The sequence below is a fragment of the Vibrio sp. sp1 genome (assembly GCF_016920955.1).
Taxonomy (GTDB): Bacteria; Pseudomonadota; Gammaproteobacteria; order Enterobacterales; family Vibrionaceae; genus Vibrio; species Vibrio alginolyticus.
Genome location: NZ_CP060590.1, coordinates 1,586,900 through 1,603,045 on the forward strand (window position 1 = coordinate 1,586,900; position 16,146 = coordinate 1,603,045).

The 16,146-nt window shown below is 42.0% G+C and carries 14 protein-coding genes; 3 read left to right on the forward strand and 11 right to left on the reverse strand.

Going from position 1 to position 16,146, the window contains the following annotated elements; translation table 11 throughout:
* Positions 1 to 37: 37 nt before the first annotated feature.
* Entirely contained in the window at positions 38 to 811 is a 774-nt protein-coding gene (locus H9L11_RS22455) for a helix-turn-helix transcriptional regulator (RefSeq protein ID WP_064376645.1), read from the reverse strand.
* 99 nt (positions 812 to 910) lie between these two features.
* On the opposite strand from H9L11_RS22455, the gene H9L11_RS22460 reads away from it, so the two are divergent.
* Positions 911 to 2,047 carry a multidrug effflux MFS transporter gene (locus tag H9L11_RS22460; protein WP_064369329.1) on the forward strand — a complete coding sequence of 379 codons (1,137 nt, stop codon included), beginning with the start codon at positions 911 to 913 and terminating at the stop codon, positions 2,045 to 2,047.
* A 114-nt stretch (positions 2,048 to 2,161) separates the two neighbouring features.
* Here H9L11_RS22460 and H9L11_RS22465 read toward each other — a convergent pair whose 3' ends face one another.
* The 10 genes from H9L11_RS22465 to H9L11_RS22510 form a co-directional block, all read right to left on the reverse strand.
* Positions 2,162 to 2,572, reverse strand: a complete 411-nt coding sequence (locus H9L11_RS22465; protein WP_033906420.1) for a hypothetical protein — start codon at positions 2,570 to 2,572, stop codon at positions 2,162 to 2,164.
* A gap of 101 nt (positions 2,573 to 2,673) precedes the next feature.
* Positions 2,674 to 3,162, reverse strand: coding sequence for a hypothetical protein (locus H9L11_RS22470; protein ID WP_033906419.1), 489 nt, complete (start codon positions 3,160 to 3,162; stop codon positions 2,674 to 2,676).
* Between the two features lie 21 nt (positions 3,163 to 3,183).
* The gene (locus H9L11_RS22475; protein ID WP_047008198.1) at positions 3,184 to 3,750 is read right to left on the reverse strand and encodes a hypothetical protein; all 567 of its coding nucleotides are present in this window, start codon (positions 3,748 to 3,750) and stop codon (positions 3,184 to 3,186) included.
* 7 nt (positions 3,751 to 3,757) lie between these two features.
* On the reverse strand, positions 3,758 to 4,504 hold the full coding sequence (locus H9L11_RS22480; protein WP_226083226.1) for an AHH domain-containing protein: 747 nt from the start codon (positions 4,502 to 4,504) through the stop codon (positions 3,758 to 3,760).
* 2 nt (positions 4,505 to 4,506) lie between these two features.
* A complete protein-coding gene (locus H9L11_RS22485; protein ID WP_136976744.1) occupies positions 4,507 to 6,024 on the reverse strand; it encodes a PAAR-like domain-containing protein in 1,518 nt (505 codons plus the stop codon).
* Positions 6,025 to 6,171: 147 nt separating this feature from the next.
* Positions 6,172 to 6,963, reverse strand: coding sequence for a type IVB secretion system protein IcmH/DotU (gene icmH, locus H9L11_RS22490; protein WP_005373354.1), 792 nt, complete (start codon positions 6,961 to 6,963; stop codon positions 6,172 to 6,174).
* Complete coding sequence (gene tssK / locus H9L11_RS22495) at positions 6,960 to 8,285, reverse strand: type VI secretion system baseplate subunit TssK (protein ID WP_005373357.1); 1,326 nt, start codon at positions 8,283 to 8,285, stop codon at positions 6,960 to 6,962. Before tssK ends, icmH begins: the two co-directional genes overlap by 4 nt.
* Positions 8,286 to 8,296: 11 nt before the next feature.
* Positions 8,297 to 8,797: a type VI secretion system lipoprotein TssJ gene (gene tssJ, locus H9L11_RS22500; RefSeq protein WP_005386118.1), complete on the reverse strand. Its 501-nt coding sequence runs from the start codon at positions 8,795 to 8,797 to the stop codon at positions 8,297 to 8,299.
* Positions 8,790 to 10,283 carry an FHA domain-containing protein gene (locus H9L11_RS22505; protein WP_086047486.1) on the reverse strand — a complete coding sequence of 498 codons (1,494 nt, stop codon included), beginning with the start codon at positions 10,281 to 10,283 and terminating at the stop codon, positions 8,790 to 8,792. Before H9L11_RS22505 ends, tssJ begins: the two co-directional genes overlap by 8 nt.
* 9 nt (positions 10,284 to 10,292) lie before the next feature.
* Positions 10,293 to 10,892 carry a hypothetical protein gene (locus H9L11_RS22510; RefSeq protein ID WP_054574680.1) on the reverse strand — a complete coding sequence of 200 codons (600 nt, stop codon included), beginning with the start codon at positions 10,890 to 10,892 and terminating at the stop codon, positions 10,293 to 10,295.
* Positions 10,893 to 11,395: 503 nt separating this feature from the next.
* On the opposite strand from H9L11_RS22510, the gene H9L11_RS22515 reads away from it, so the two are divergent.
* Both H9L11_RS22515 and tssM read left to right on the forward strand, forming a co-directional pair.
* The gene (locus tag H9L11_RS22515) at positions 11,396 to 12,709 is read left to right on the forward strand and encodes a type VI secretion system ImpA family N-terminal domain-containing protein (RefSeq protein WP_005386112.1); all 1,314 of its coding nucleotides are present in this window, start codon (positions 11,396 to 11,398) and stop codon (positions 12,707 to 12,709) included.
* A gap of 27 nt (positions 12,710 to 12,736) precedes the next feature.
* Positions 12,737 to 16,126, forward strand: a complete 3,390-nt coding sequence (tssM, locus tag H9L11_RS22520; RefSeq protein WP_205391216.1) for a type VI secretion system membrane subunit TssM — start codon at positions 12,737 to 12,739, stop codon at positions 16,124 to 16,126.
* Positions 16,127 to 16,146 lie beyond the last annotated feature (20 nt).

Genomic DNA, 16,146 nt, shown 5'->3' on the forward strand with positions numbered 1-16,146 from the left:
GGGGTTTGTTCTAGAAAGAGTGTGAGCATTTTGACGCTTAAGGCTTGGTTTTCATAAACGTCAGAGGTGTTTGTCCAGTTTGCTTTTTGAAAAATGCAATAAAAGCACTGTCTGACGAAAACTCCAGCCAATCGGCAACTGCGCTGACTGGCATGCCCGTTGATAACAATTCAACTGCTTTTAAAAGCCTCCACTGTTGCCGCCAATCTTGATAGTTCATTCCCGTTTCCGACTTAAATAATCGTGTTACCGTCTTGGTGCTTGCCCCAACTTTGCTTGCAAGAGTAGTAAGCGAAGGAGCTAGAAATGAAGGTTCAACCAACTCTCGACGAAACGTTGTTAAGCGCCGATGCGATGGCAAAGGCAACTGAAACGAATAACGTTTCGCAGCATAAAACTCCTCCCAAAAAAGCGCCGTCGTATTTACCATCTCGCTGCTAGGCTTATCCCACTCCCAAAATGACATTTTATCAATAAGAGCTTGGAGTAAATTATTCACTTCTATCATCGTGATCTTACTCGGACAGGCAAACTCCTCACAATCAAAATACAAAGATCGATACGCCACCACATTCGTCATTAGTGCGCGATGCGGCGTATTAGGTGGGATCCAAACCGCCTTTGTCGGTGGCAAAATACAAATCGAGTCTTCCAGAGCAAAACTCATACAACCTTGAGGTGCGTACAATAACTGCCCTTTTTTGTGCTGATGCATACCTGAGTCGTGCTTGCCAATATCCGCAGCAATTCCCACTACACAATTAGAAATTTTGTCTGCATCAAATTGTGTTTTTTCGTTAATAAGCGCCATTTTGTCCGAATGTTGATGTATTTGGTTTTTATGTTGTTATTAGATCAATCATAGCCTCATTTATACTGCCCGCCAACTTCATTAACGATGGGTAACAATATGAATACTAAGCCCTCTTTATGGCTCATGCTGGTTATGTTGATGTTTCCGCAAATTGTAGAAACCATCTATAGCCCAGCGTTGAGCTCAATCGCTCTATCATTTGATGTAAACCACGCACAAGCAGCCCAAACATTGTCTATTTACTTCCTAGCTTTTGCCATTGGCGTTGTAGTTTGGGGAGTTCTCGCAGATAAACTGGGAAGAAGGCCCACCATGCTTATTGGGCTCTTTATCTATGGTTGCGCATCTTTACTCGCAACTCAAACCGAAAGCTTTGCTGTTGTCATGGCCGCGCGAGCCCTAAGCGCATTTGGTATCGCGGTAGGATCCGTTGTCACACAGACCATGCTTCGTGACGCGTTTGACGGTCAAGAACTGAGTAAAGTCTTTAGCTTAATGGGGATGGGTATATCAATCAGCCCGGTAGTTGGCATGCTATTAGGCGGGCAGCTTACAGCGCTTGGTGGATACCGTTATGTGTTTTTTGCCTTGTTTTTAATCGCGTTAGTATTGCTCGCTTATAACGTTATTAAGCTTCCTGAAACACAGAAGGAACAGACACCAGTACGGTTGCATCAACTTAGCTGGAAAATGGTAAGAGACGCGCGAATTTGGCGCTCAGGATTATTGGTTGCTTTGTATAACATTGCTCTATTTTCTTATTACCAGCTTGGCGCATTTACTTTCTCAGCACTTGGGTATAACTCCGAACAATTTGGATACAGTGGCATGGTACTGGGGTTAGGCACTCTGCTTGGGAGTTATTTAAACAAATCCCTAGTGTCTAAAAATGTTCGAAAAAGCCAACTACTTTGGCTCTCAGCAGTATTGCTTAGTTTGGGATCAGTCGGTGTGTTGATTCTGAGCCAATCAATCTGGTTTGTTGCTCCAATGGTGTTAGTCGTCATGTCTTATGGGATTGCGATACCCAATATACTCAGTGACGCACTCGTTGATTATAAACAACAGGTAGGTAGCGCAGGCGCTTTATTTGGGCTCATGTACTACATCATGATCGGGACGGGATTAGCGATGGCTGGAACAGCACAAAACTTAGGTGTCGTTCTATTAGCATGTAGCTGTTTAGCGATTTTATTAGCGTTTTCTAAAAGGCAAGTTCATACCAACTTGTGACCAGATACTACGCATTGCTTGCCTAATCTTCCGAAGATTGGTCTACATCTTTTCTAACGGTTAACTAAAACGTAAATAAAAAGCGCCTGTCGGCGCTTTAATTATCCATAGATCTTATTGCCATGTTGGCTCGCCAAACTCTTCACAACGTTGCTTGTCGTAATTTTCAATGCGCCCGCGTTTACCTACAAACTGAACCTGAACAACCATTCCAGCTTCAACATATTCACTGAAATAATCGCAAGAAACACGAAAACTAGTATCGCGTATCACAATTGGTACCCATTCATAGCCGCCGCTGCGTGGTAAGTAAGACTTGAAGGTAATGACCCCGTCATCTGAAACGTTGATTTCTTCATCATATTCATTCAACTTATAAAAACGTTGTCCATCAAACTCTGCCTTTGCTTTTTCAATTATTTCCTTCGTTGCTGTCGATTGCATCGGCGTATTTGACACCAGTTGACACCCAACAATAGATGTCAATACGGACAAAGCCAAAGCGAGTTTAGTTATTTTATTCATTTACCTAACCACTGTTGAATTATTCAACACTTACCACTTTAAAAGGAGGGAGACCATACTTTATTTTAAAGAAAATAAAAAGCGCCTTTCGGCGCTATTAATTATACATCCCTTACCCAAACGTCTTTGACGTCTTTCTTAAGAAGGTCAATCACACTCTGGTGAATAAAAACTAATCCAAAGTCTTCTTCTAGTTTAAATATTAATCGTTCTTCTAAGGGAATATTTTCTAATTTAGAGAAATCAAACTCCGTTGACTCGATGTCTAACCAGTTTAACTTGCCGTATTGTTTTTCTTTGTCCGTCAATTTATAAGTTTGATGGATGTAAGGCATTCGATAATCTTCGTAAACTTTAATTTGATCATCTGTTGGTTGGCTTGGAGAACAATCGACACGAGCGTCTAACCACTCTACTCCGTGTACGACCAGTTTCTCCACTTTTGACGCAATATCGCTGATGATAAATAACTTTGGAGAAAAGGTCATTTCAAGCAGTAAATCAGGCTCAATTGGCACTATTGGCTTAGGGCTTTGCTGGAATGGGAAGTCAGTCAAAGATTGTTTAGATAAAACTATGTAGTTAGTCATTATTATATTTACCTACTTACACTAGACTCGGGGCGTCTCTTCGGATGTATCAAATGAAAAGGCAACGATACTAGTGTTTATTTTACCCTCCTCATCTAAACGGACAAGCGCTTCAAACAACTCGATTGAGAAGAACGTTTTTGTCATTCCGACAGGTTTAAAAACATGCCTCTTGCTATCCGGAAGTTCCTTGATCTTTTCATCAGATAAGTAAAAACGAGTAGTTACGTCAGTCACTTTTATGCTTTTATCATAATCAACGACATCTACTAAGTTATCTACTGCTATTATGTAGCGCTCAGTTAACACTCCGTCTCCGGAACAGGTTAATTTTGCGGGATAAACTTCAACACCGTATGGGTCGAAACTCATAATTAGTTCAGCAATAGGCTTAGTGACATTAAAAGCACCGCCTCTGATTAAATCTAACGCTTCCATTTCATAGATATCATCATCTTTCCACACAATCTCACTTATACAAGAAGTGGGAGTGAAATCATTATCATCATAGAAAGACGACCGACTATCAACGGCTGTAAATAATGATTCACCCTCGTTAAAGTCTTCATTTATGTATGCTATTTCCATCTCAAACCTATAATTTACTAGCAACCTTTAGATAATTGAACTTAAGGGCTTTCTTATAAAAAAGTCCACTCCATATTTCTTCTATCTCCGGCCAAGTTGTATTTTTGTGTGTTCTTTGCTGACAATCTGAGCTTCTACAACCATTTCCTTTTGGAGAAAAGTCACCTCCTGTATTGTGAAGCAATATCGTAAATTCACTTATCATGTCACAAATTCTTTCCGAAAGATCATTCAGTTCTTTTCGATATACAGGAGGTGGCATTTCACAGTGTAGCTTTTCCAACGTCTCTAGCAATTCTTGCTTTACAAACTTATGATAGGCTTTAGAAGGATATGCTTTAATCTTATTTTTGTCTTTGTTCAGCATACTAGCCCTCTTCATTGGATTCCCTCCATTTAACATCGAGGTAGGCTCTGCATTAGAGTACACTTGTTCATCACTCTTAAGATTAAGTTTACTTACTGTATTTCTACCCGTATGACCGCTAGAATGCCAAGGCAATCGATACTTGCACGCAACCTTTTTAGCCGTACCTTTGTCACTGCTGGGAAGTATTACTATATTGTCTAAACTGTTCCAACTGTATTCTTTGTTTCGCATCTGTTCTGTTCGCTGAGTTGATAGCTTTTCGAACAAATTAAAGCTAATCAGATGATGTCCAGTAAGAGGACAATCACATTTTTCAGCTAATATATGATTGGCCTTTAGTAATGCTTCACCAGAAACATGTCGAGAAAAACCGTTATTGCTCATACTCATTTTTTCCTTCCTGGAAGGACACATTTTTTCTTATGTCGTTTATCGGCGATTGCCCGCTTACACACTCTACAACGAACTGTTTTAGTCCCTTTATCCTCATTTGCCTTCGCAGAACTCTTTCCTGACTGTGCAGACTCGCCAGTATTATGTTTTACTTTTGCTGGGTAAGTTTTCTCACTCTTACCTAAAATTCGAGCAAAAAGGTCATCAAACTCGCCCATCGCTTCTTTAAGCTTATCCGGTACCATCTTATCGATGATTTTTACCTCATCCGCTAACTTCAAGAAATACGTACCGAGCTCATCTGCACCCATTCTGTTTGCGTGTGAAGCCAACTCAGTTGCCACTTCAATGCAAGGTTTTAGAACATCGCTAACAATCTGGCTGGTCTGTTTTGCATAATCCATCCAATCTAACGTGCGTAGGAATTTTTCTGGATCGCCTTTACCCATGCCTCTTAAAACAGCAAGCAAAGTATCTTTTGATGTTCCTTTACCGCCTTTTAACGCAACTTTACAAGTGCCTTTGACTGCACTACCAAATGTCGGGACACAACCGATAAGCGTTAATGAAAGAGCTAGCCAGTTTTCCGACTTTTCACGTTCTTCCTCATTCAACAACGTCATAATGTTCGCTGATAAATCGCGGACATCTGCTGCTTGATCGACAACAGGGATCATGGTCAGGGCCGTATTGGCAATAATCTGTTCTACGGAGGCATCATCGTTAAAGTCACCAAGAATGACGCCCCAAACCCAGCTTGCAGCACCAGACATTCTCTTCCACGCATTCTCCCAGAAACCGACTTCTCCACGCTTAGCTTCTTCAATAATTAGCTGCGCGTTTGCACTTGGATCAAAGTTCGGGTTGGTCTTGGTTGGGACATTTGGCATAAAATCACGGCTGTCCTCGCCGTACTCTATAGCAAACTCCCCCGGAGCAACGCCACCAACAGATGCTTTACCGTTGTCGTCGAGAGTTCCTTCAAACACCGCGCCAGATTGATCTGTGAGAGTGTATGTTGCGCCTTGAACGGGTTCACCGTCTGAGTATGAGAGATACAAATCAACCGTATACGTCCCTTCCTGCTCTTCACTCACAGAAACCGATGGGTTTTGTGCGCCGCCAAGACACACAGTGTTGGCTTTATTCATGGTCATTTGATCGGACAGGCGACATACGCCCTTACCTTCAAACTTAACCGTTGGTGAAGCTGAAATGAATTTTGCTTCGGCTTCTATCGTGCCTGAGGCAACGCCTTTTCTGTCACCGCCCGCATCGCCGGTACTTTTTGAGAACGTACTGCCCTTGATAGCGACACTGTTACCGCCATCCATAGAGACTGTCGTAGTCCCACCTGCAAGGTCTGCTGATTTAGCATTGTTGCCATAAGGGATAGGAACGACTGGCTTGCCGACCTTAGTTAAACAAACATCTGGGAGCGTTGCATTCGCTTCACCACCTGAGCCTTTATGAACTATCGAAAGTCCATTCGCACCAACTGTTACGCCCATAACCAATCCATTTGAATTTTATTGATTGAATGATAAAAGAGATCGCAAACTGCAATCTCTCTAAATAACTAGTGAATTTCACTAAAAGACCAGTGATATTCACAATAAGCCCTAAAACTGACAGAAGATCTCATTTTAGATCTCTGGTTATCTATACATTTCAAGCAGTTGCTGAAATTTTAAGTCTATGACGATGTAGGTTGCCGCATACATAAGCGCAAACGTCATCGCACTAAGACTCAAGATCAGCTTGGGTGAAATTACCCTTTTTAACGGCTTCTTTAGGTATTTAGCTTTAAGGTTGATTAAAGAAACTTTTTCTTGTTCTGCTAGGCGGTCATCTCGCACTAATCGATAAATGGTGCTGCCAATTTCCGCTAACTTTTCGTTACCACGCTCTTCACGGCCGTACTTGCCTTGGAAACCAAGTTGAAGCAATAAATAGAGAAACTCTATAACGTGACGGTATTTGCGAGGGTCGGCTTTTAAGCGGTCGAGAATAACGAAAAACTTGTCACCACCAGATGTTTCGTTATGGAATTCAGACAGTAAGCTGTTCTGGCTCCAGTGACTATTTGCCCCCCACTCTTGCCGACAAACAGATTCATCAATCGCCGCACACAAGCAGTAACGAATAACAAGAACCGAAGCACGATCGAGCTCCATTTCATTAAGTTTTCGTTCACCTTTTCGAATCTCACGTGCCACTTGTTCACGAAATGGCATCGGGTCATCAAGCCAAGGGATCGAAGACATACAAGACAGACTAGCGATCAACCATGAGAACTGGTCCACTAGCGGGTTAATACCCATGTTATCGATAGATAGATCTTGTACTGCGATGTTTCTCGACAAGTCAGGCGCTGGCATTACCTCCATTGGTTTGCCAGGCTCTGGTTGGAATAAGACTACGGTGACGTCGGTTTCTGCGTAACTCATAGACGAACGGCCCAAAGTTGCAATGATAAGTTAGCGAAATCGCCCGCAACGTGAATCGCAATCGCAGCAGTGTTCTTCAATGCCATCCACTCTTCGCCCGTTTTATCGAGCTCGAAATAGGTGTAGCCAGCGTGATACGGCAGCGCGCGTGGCACAACTGGCATTGGTTTGATCTCAATCCCAGGCAGTTGAAGGTTAATCAAGTCACGTATGTTATCGATAGAACCGATCTTCGTTTGGCTGACAAACTGGGTATGCAGAACATCCAAGGTCACGTCGGCTTTAACTGCGAGGATAAAGGTTGTCGTATCAATGATCTTATTGTCAGGGATTGCTGCCGTTCTGATGCCATAGTTCTGATCTTTTAAGGTCAGTGGAATTGCTCTTTGCTCAGACATCACGCTCAATGTCATTTTTGCACTGTCTAGGACGCGAGAAAGACAGCTAGTAAGATCACCATGATTGTACTTCGTAAACTCAATAGGTCGGCGTGTCGTTGAGCACAGCGTCGAAAGCTCACCTTCTGCCTGAAGAAGAATTCGATACAAAGACTCAGGATGCACAGCTTCTGTGCTGGCGAAATGCCAAAACAAGGGTTCGTATCGGTTGAGCGCTTGCAATAGCATAAAGTCAGAAACCGATGATACGCCTTGTTGATCCACCACCCCTAATCGCTGAACTATCGATTCCGCGCGATGCTTCAACATAGAAGCAAACTCGGTCGCAAATTTACTCAGTACTGTCGACGCATGAATATCGATACAGGTAGGAATGAAACTATCATCTAAGATCACGCTGCCATCAGGCTTCACTTCTGAGATCTTTAAGATCGGAATAGACGTGTAAGCACTCTTATCTTCATGATCGTACATTAAGCAAAAGTTAAGCTTACCGACGACGATATTTGCCATGTCTTCCGAATCATAACAAGCGTCAACCGCTTCTTGAGATTCCATCGTATAGCGCGCACCGTCTTTTTTGGTACCAAATAACTCAGAACGTTCCGATGGTAACGGACAGCACAAATAAACGACTTTATCGGCAATCGAAGGATCTACATCTTTCACTTCAGGCAGCTCAGCAAGCAACGGAAGCTCAAATGGTGTCCGGTCTTGTAAAATACCTTCAGCACGAGTAATACCGATTTTACCCAGTGCTAGTAACTGAGAGTTGATTTCTAAACGTTTAATTCCCCAATGCAAAGGCGATGCATTGGCACTCAGTAGGCTCGATAGTTTACTTTGCGAACGATCGAGTTGTTGAAAATGCTGCGGCTTCATGAACATTCCATCTTGCCAAACAACTGGATTGTATAAAGACATGTTTCTATCCCTTAAAAGTAAACCTGTTCAATGCCGCGAGTGTTATCAGAAATTAACTCACTGCCCTCTAACTTGAGCTTGATGTAGTACTCGCTCTTCTCTTCAATAACTTCCACTTTTCGCCATGACGAACCATCAATATCACGAAAAGCCACTGAAAAACCGACGGCACGAGTGTCAGGGTCTAGCGTTAGCATTTCATGAACTTTTCCACCTGGCTGTATTTGATATTCGTAACGTTTGATGTACTCATCACCCAACGACGCTTTATCGCTCTCAAACAAGGCAAAGAAATCTAAGCTTCGGAACAATACTGGCGAACTTAATTCGTGAAGACGGAGAATAACTGGAGATGACTGGCCCCCATTTCTCACATTGAGTACAGGTGATGCCTCAATAACCAATTCAATCGACGAAGTTTCTGGTGTGATACCCGTGGACTCTTTAAATTGATCCCACATGGAACAACCGGACAACATGGCAAATCCGAGTAATACGGCGATACTACGCATGGTTTCCCTTAATCACTTTGTTATAGTTTTTCTTAATCAGCCCTTTTAAGGATGTTTCATTAAGCAGGCGACGATTATTAGTGTAGAAATCTAGGTATTCGGCCCACAGCTTTGACTTAGTTGAGAACAAAGACTGGCTAGCGACCCTGTTAGCAAATGCTACGGGATCGTTCGTTTCAGACTGTTCTAAAACGAGCTCATTCAGTGCTTTGTTAAACATAACTTGGTGATCGTTCAGCTCATCGAGCATTTGTTCAACCAGTTCATTTGGAGCCAGTAATTGCTGACTATTCAAAGTGAGCATTAGCTCTGCGATGTTCGAGTTAGCCTCACTCGCACTCTGCTCATCTTTTAACGATTCCACTTCGTGCAACTCTTTCTGTAGGTTATCAATACATAAACGCAAGCAAGTGCCCATTTGCTTGAATAACTGCGCCTCGTTTGTCATCAACTCTGGATTTCGAATACCCAAACCATCAAAAAACGCTTGCGCTATATCTTGAGAGCAAACGGCCGCATCAGTATCGACTTGTGCTTTCGTCATACTGTTTATCGCGTGCTCTGCCGTAGGTATTTGAAGTTGCTGATTAGTGTTAGGAGAAGGCGTAAAAGATTGGGTCATCTCTTCCCATTTTGACCCTGTGTTAGCCTGCTCTACGACCATCTCAGTAACATTAGGCGTACGATGTTGTCTTTGAATCGTGCTATCTGGGGCTACCGTGCCAGGTTGCATCACCTCAGCTGAGGCAATATCGGCTCTATGTGCCTTACCGCTTTCTGGCGCTAATGCATCATTGACTGATGCGTTACTCTTGGTTTCCGCAGCCATCCAGTCTTCAGGGATTAGGCTTGGCTGATCGAATTCGGAATATATACTGAAACTGTCATCGACCACCTGACGCGTGCTTTCCACGGTTCTAGGTTGTTCAGATTCTGTACGCTCATTATCACGAATTAAGTAATCGTCATCTCGCTGCATCGAAAAGTTAAGGTGAGCAACAGGATCATGACAATCAATGTCATCCTGTTTAGTCTCCATAAACAAATCTTCTAAGGCACCGACTTTTTCTTCCTCTTCGACAACCGCATCTCCTAGACTAACCAGAGGATCGCTAGATACTCGCTCAGGAGCAATATCAGCGGCGATGTCTAGTGTTGAGGTAACGTGCTCAAGAGAAACACCAATCTCATATTGCCCTAAAGAAATGATGTCGCCATCAACTATCGCAACGGGTTGATTTTTTAGTATTTTATTCCCATTTACCATTGTGCCATTAGTTGATACGTCACTTATATAGTAGGTATCTCCATACACGCTGAGCAAACAATGAGTGCCCGATATAAAGCGGTTGTGATCGGCTAAAGACACGCTACAGCTTGGGGAACGACCTATCGAACCACCACTTTCAGGCATTTCAATATGCTTTGCACCGGTGTATTCCTCTGGACACTTTGAGATAAATAAAACTAGCTGATTTGAGTACATTTACGAACCTCAAAAGAGCAAAGAAACTGATAGTTCAAGCCCACCAATTCCATCATTTACAACCGGAAGGATATAAGAGGCCTGCGGGATAATTTGTATATGGGCGTCAGGATTACTGCCTAACTTTATAGCAGTACCAAGGGTCATAACCGCACCTAACTCAAACTGGTCGATGTCTTCAACACTCTCATAACGATAGCCCTCTTGGTCTACTTGCCAGCGATTAGAATATTGCGAGTAACCGACAGACAAGCCCGCACCAACGTATGGCGTGAAAACACTCCAAGAAGTCAACGCATATTGAGGAACAACACGAAGTTCATAGTTCGTCGCTTCTTGATATAAGCCGTTTGCTGGCGCTTCAATATCTTCTGCTAGATAGTTTAGCCCTAACCACCAACGCCAACGGTTATTGTTTTCATCAATAGGACGAGTATGAACCAAGCCGAACCTAAGCGTATCCTGCTCACCACTTTTACCTTCATCGTATTTAATGCTATCGATAGTCAACATACTGGTAGAGAGTCCATATCGCTCCCCTTTTGCCATTGCAACAGAAGAAAATAGACACATGGCTGAAATCAGCCCAATTTGACTTGGTTTTAGCATTTCGTCCCTCTAGGAAAACCGATATTCTACTTAGAGGCGAAAGATATCAATTATATTCTCTTTTTCAATAAGCCTAAAAAAACACCTATAATTTAATACATTTCAACTATCAGGTTGGTTGTTTTACCTACAAACAAAAACTAAAGAACCGACTACAGATTAAGTGACGAGACAGTAAATCTTTCTATTTAAATAGAAGTAACAGAATTTGATTGCTAATTGAACAAAGCGTAATCTTCGATAACAATTTAGTTACTTTTTAATCAACGTTCTCATCTTCATATATAAGTTTCTTCTTATAAATAGACTTAACTATTGATATTAATATTATGAACAAAGATCACACTAAAAGTAATTTAATTTCTTTTAATGAATTTTTATTATCTAATCCGCTTATTTTGTCTATAGAATTGCGACAGATGTGCACTGCTTATAATTTAATATAACAGTAGTGAAATCCTATATAACTTAATACTTCTATATGATCAGTTGGAACTTTCCTTATGTTTTTTACCGACTTCGCTCGAAGACCAATCGATGAAAATAACCCAAGCGGCTCTAATCCTAATGGTTCTGAGGATTTTGACGAAATTAAACGTCAAATAAACAACCTGAATAAAGTCACAGGGAGAGTCTCGTGGAAAACGGTTCAAACACTCTCAAAAAAGATCTTGAGTACCCAAGCGAAAGACCTACGTTGTTGCTGTTACTTTACCGTTGCGTCAACCTATAACGACGGCTTAAGAGGCCTTGTTGAAGGGTTAAACTCAATACTTGATGTGTGTGTCGTATATTGGTTCAACGCGTATCCAGAGCATTCAAAGTCAAAGGCACGAATGAGCGCTATTGAATGGATGGTAGAGCATACTGAAAAACGAATTAATAAGCATCGGGCGTTACCAGAAGAGCTTCCATTGATAGAGGCAGCACATCAATTATGCTTGAGGATTGAGGAAGAGCTTCGTCTTCATTACGGTATTGAAGCGCCGTCATTAGGTCGCATTCGCCGTATTTTGAATCAATGGATTGAGCAGATAAAAGAACAACAAATTGCGGCTGAGTTACGCGAGAAAAAACAAGCCAACACTAGCGCTCCTGCAGCAACGCAGAAGGCACCTGAAATTAAAGTGAATGTGTCTCCCTCTCCGGCACCGGTGTCATCACCCAACCTAAATAGCCAAGAGAAAGCATCACCGGCAAAGTCTGGTCGATTTATGATCTACTTCGTTATTGGTTTGATTGTTACTGCGATATGTTCACATTTCATGTACGAGCAACAACGTTATCGAACATTGGAACAAAAAATTAATCAAGCTTCACTTAATGAACTTGTAAATTTGGTCGCCTCGTTAGATTACGAAAATAAAAAATATGCTCAGTCATTGAAAACGCAGGCGATTAATCGTGTCGATATTATGATGAATAACTGGTTTTTGGACTCGGCAAAAGTAAGTAACGTCAGCGAGCTCGATAGCTTGACCAATGAATTAATCGCGATCTATCCGGATTCGTCTTCTGCACAGCAGCTACGTCAAAACTTTTTGACACAGAGCGCCCATTTAGAAGACCAGTTTATGGATGTTTATAAGCGATTCTCAGACGCAAGAACGGTGTTTGCCAACGTAGCTAGACAGAATGTAGATAAGAACTCTGAAAAGGCGTACGAATACAGTAACTCGTTATTCCCGCTTTTAGGTCGTATTGAATACGCTGAAAAGTATTCACAGCAAAAGGAAATTGACCGCGCAACCCTTTTACTGAACATCTACCTATATAAATTGAGTCAGCTACAAGCTGAAAAAACTGACAATAAATAACAATACAATTAAAGAAGTTTTAGGCTTATGTTCAAACAAAAACTGTTTAGAAATCCAGTGGTGATTTCTACCATATTAATGTTTTTAGTGGCTGCAATTATCACCACTATTTATCTGCTTTTTCTTGACGAAATCGATCAACTTTATCTTTGGCTGACCCTTGGTGCTATCGCCATTGTTTACGTCATTTTTCAATTCACATTATGGTTGAAGAAAAAGAACAACGCTAAAGCTCAACATTTGGAAACCGAGGAAGAAGCACTTTCTATGGTTATCCAGCCTCTTCTTGCTAACTCAGGCAAGAAACCAATTTACCTGATGCTTGGTAATAAAGGGTCAGGGCGACGTCAATTTTTATTTAATTCTAGTGCAATCAAACCGATGGATCGCACTAGAACCGCTAAGAATGACTTTTTTGAATGGTACGAATCTGACAGCGCTGTATACATCAAACCAGACCAACGCTTAGTGTTCCAGGAAGTATCAAGCAGTGATGCTTCTTTATGGAATACGTTCATTGAAGAAGTTATTCATCATCGACCTAGAAAGCCATTTTCTGGGTGTCTATTCTTCACCGATTTCGAGTTCATGATCGTCTCTGAGCCAGAGCAAAAAGAGTACACCATTTCGTCGTTATTGGCGCGCTTGAGTACCATCAACTCTAAAACGTCTTCAGCATTGCCAATCTATTTGATTATGTCAAAGCTAGACAAGTTAGACGGCTTTAAAGAATACATGCACTTTAGCTCTCTCAAGACACGTGTTGAGTTCCTCTCTATCCCACTAAAAGAAGCCAAAGGTGTATTTGCAGAGTACTACCGCGATAGCTATCGAAATCTAGTGAGAGTGCTTGAAAGTAATGCGCTAGATGCATCCGCTAATTCAACGGACATTGATGAGAAACAAGCAATACTCGCTTTCCCTAAGCAGTTTGAGCTATGTCAGTCTGAAGTCAGCTATGTGCTTGAGCGTCTATGTGATGTTAACAACGGTGTCTATTCACTAGACATCCGTGAGATTTTCTTTAGTTCGAGTCTGCAAGGCGGTCGCAAGTACAATTTACTTGCAAAAAGTTGTAGTAATTACTTCAACTTACCTATTATCGCGTCAGAGCATACTCAGTTAACAGAAACGCCTTATTTCTCTCGCTTTCTGATTGATTCACAAATATTGCCGGAAAGCGACTTTGCGGGCGAAAACAAGACGTATCTTCGTCTAATTCAGAGACAAAGCCGTTTGGCAATACTCGGCTCTATTATCCTGCTTACTGGGGGCAGTTACTTCTTTTTCACGACATTAGACAGTAACTTACATGTGATGAATCAACTCTTGAGTATCGATGACAAATCACAAGTGGAGCAAGATGCAAGATTCGATGAGCTTTTAGCGAAGGCGACGAAAGCAATAGAGCCTTCTTATGGGGCGTGGCTTAAAGGTTCTAAGGCTTTGGATGAAGAGATATTACCACTCAACATTAGCCGTTTGGATCAAAGCACTCGCATCGCTTACGAAGCATTACTTAAGGACGTTGCTCAACAGTTGATACCTATCATTGAGAAAGGTTACCGTCTACAACTGACACAAAATCAAAACACTTTTACACGCGCTTTACCTCTATTGAAGGGGTATCTAATGCTAAACGATCCAACAAAGCGTGATATCCGTTTTTTGCGTCATCAAACTCTCCAAATGATGAACGACTTGAGCAACCAAAATGACGTCGTCAATCAGGCGATGCGCTATTTGGACGCTTACTTTCGCACACAGTTTGATCCAATTGATATCAATATGGATCTTGTTCGCGCAACACGTCGCTCATTGCTAGCAAATTCGAATGTTGATCTCGTTTATGCAGGCATTTTAAACGAAGCAAATTCGATTGATTTAGGAACCCTAGATCTGCAACGAGCTGTGGGTTTTGAGTTTAGCAATGTGTTCAACACACCAATCGATAGCGAACGCTTGATCGTAGATAAGATCTATACCTCCACTGGTTTTAGCACTTTTTATCGACCACGCGTGGACCTAATGTCACAACAAGTCATCAGTGACAACTGGGTTTTAGGTCTGTCACAACACGTTATTCCTACTAGTGAAGAACAAGAAGCCTTCAAAGAGGAAGTACGTAAAAAATATACTGACGACTACATCAGTAATTGGCGCAATGCGCTGAGTGAACTAAAAGTCCAGAACTATGACAATGTCGGCGATCTAACGAACGCGATAGACTTAATCTCGGGCCCTTCTTCACCAATGACAACCGTACTGAAGCAGGTCTATGCCAACACACAATTTTCACCCGTTGGTGAAAAAAATGCTCTGATTTCAAAGCTAGACCCGAAACTCGTGGCAGCGGCAGACTCCGCATCAGACGCAGTAGAGGAAGTAGTTAAGCCTGATTACTTGTTGATGAAACGTGTTGAACAAGCTTTTCACTTATTAAACCAACTTCAGGTCAGTGAAACACCAAACTCCCCTACTCCTTGGGATGAGACCGTAACTGCGCTAAGCCGTGTTCGCACGTATATGAAAGACATCGCTGATGCACCTGACCCGCAAATGGCGGCGCTAGCGGCAGCTCAGCATCGAATGAACAGCAGTGAAGCTGACCCATTAATCAAACTTAAACAGATTGCCCAAAAATCACCGGAACCCGTTCGTAGCTGGTTGTTAGATGTGGTTCAACAAAGCTGGTCAGTCATGATTAAAGAGTCCGCTAAAGGCATTCAAACCCAATGGTACAGCGAGATTTACACCAAGTTTAAAGAGATAGGGCTAGGACGATACCCATTTGATCTAACAGCGACTGAGGAAATCTCAATTGAAGATTTTGAATTACTGTTTGCTTCAGGTGGCTTGTTAGACACATTTATTCAGAAAAATTTTGCACCGTTCTACGATACCAATTTGTGGACGCCAAAACAGGTGGATGGCGAGACGATGCCAATCTCTCCGGCTCTGTTAGTGCAACTGCGTAACTATAACGTTATTCGAGACACATTAATTAATAAAAGCACTAACCGCGTTCATATTCCGTTTAGTGCAAGAGTACTCGATCTTGATTCTAGTGCGATTAGAGCGAGCTTAAAAATTGCAGATACCAATATAAGTTACTACCACGGTCCAAGCCGCATTCGTGAAATGGCATGGCCACCGCAAAATGGTGACTTCAATATTAGTATCACACTCCAGGATGTAACCGATGAAGGCAGACAGCACGTTTTAAATAAGAGTGGTCAATGGGCGATATACAGATTGCTAGGTGACTCGACCTTGACAAACACTCATAACGGCAGCTTTGTCAGTGACATAAAAGTGTCAGGGAGGGACTTGAGCTTACGCATCACTCCGTTGACACAGAAAAACCCATTCACTCTTGCTGAGCTGTATAACTTTACGCTCCCAGAGTCGATTTAATAACAATATAAAAACAAAAT

Bases quoted from the DNA above. Each gene is read 5' to 3' on its own strand.
- H9L11_RS22455 (WP_064376645.1), bottom strand. From the start codon at position 811: ATGGCGCTTATTAACGAAAAAACACAATTTGATGCAGACAAAATTTCT.
- H9L11_RS22460 (WP_064369329.1), top strand. From the start codon at position 911: ATGAATACTAAGCCCTCTTTATGGCTCATGCTGGTTATGTTGATGTTT.
- H9L11_RS22465 (WP_033906420.1), bottom strand. From the start codon at position 2,572: ATGAATAAAATAACTAAACTCGCTTTGGCTTTGTCCGTATTGACATCT.
- H9L11_RS22470 (WP_033906419.1), bottom strand. From the start codon at position 3,162: ATGACTAACTACATAGTTTTATCTAAACAATCTTTGACTGACTTCCCA.
- H9L11_RS22475 (WP_047008198.1), bottom strand. From the start codon at position 3,750: ATGGAAATAGCATACATAAATGAAGACTTTAACGAGGGTGAATCATTA.
- H9L11_RS22480 (WP_226083226.1), bottom strand. From the start codon at position 4,504: ATGAGCAATAACGGTTTTTCTCGACATGTTTCTGGTGAAGCATTACTA.
- H9L11_RS22485 (WP_136976744.1), bottom strand. From the start codon at position 6,024: ATGGGCGTAACAGTTGGTGCGAATGGACTTTCGATAGTTCATAAAGGC.
- icmH (WP_005373354.1), bottom strand. From the start codon at position 6,963: ATGAGTTACGCAGAAACCGACGTCACCGTAGTCTTATTCCAACCAGAG.
- tssK (WP_005373357.1), bottom strand. From the start codon at position 8,285: ATGTCTTTATACAATCCAGTTGTTTGGCAAGATGGAATGTTCATGAAG.
- tssJ (WP_005386118.1), bottom strand. From the start codon at position 8,797: ATGCGTAGTATCGCCGTATTACTCGGATTTGCCATGTTGTCCGGTTGT.
- H9L11_RS22505 (WP_086047486.1), bottom strand. From the start codon at position 10,283: ATGTACTCAAATCAGCTAGTTTTATTTATCTCAAAGTGTCCAGAGGAA.
- H9L11_RS22510 (WP_054574680.1), bottom strand. From the start codon at position 10,892: ATGCTAAAACCAAGTCAAATTGGGCTGATTTCAGCCATGTGTCTATTT.
- H9L11_RS22515 (WP_005386112.1), top strand. From the start codon at position 11,396: ATGTTTTTTACCGACTTCGCTCGAAGACCAATCGATGAAAATAACCCA.
- tssM (WP_205391216.1), top strand. From the start codon at position 12,737: ATGTTCAAACAAAAACTGTTTAGAAATCCAGTGGTGATTTCTACCATA.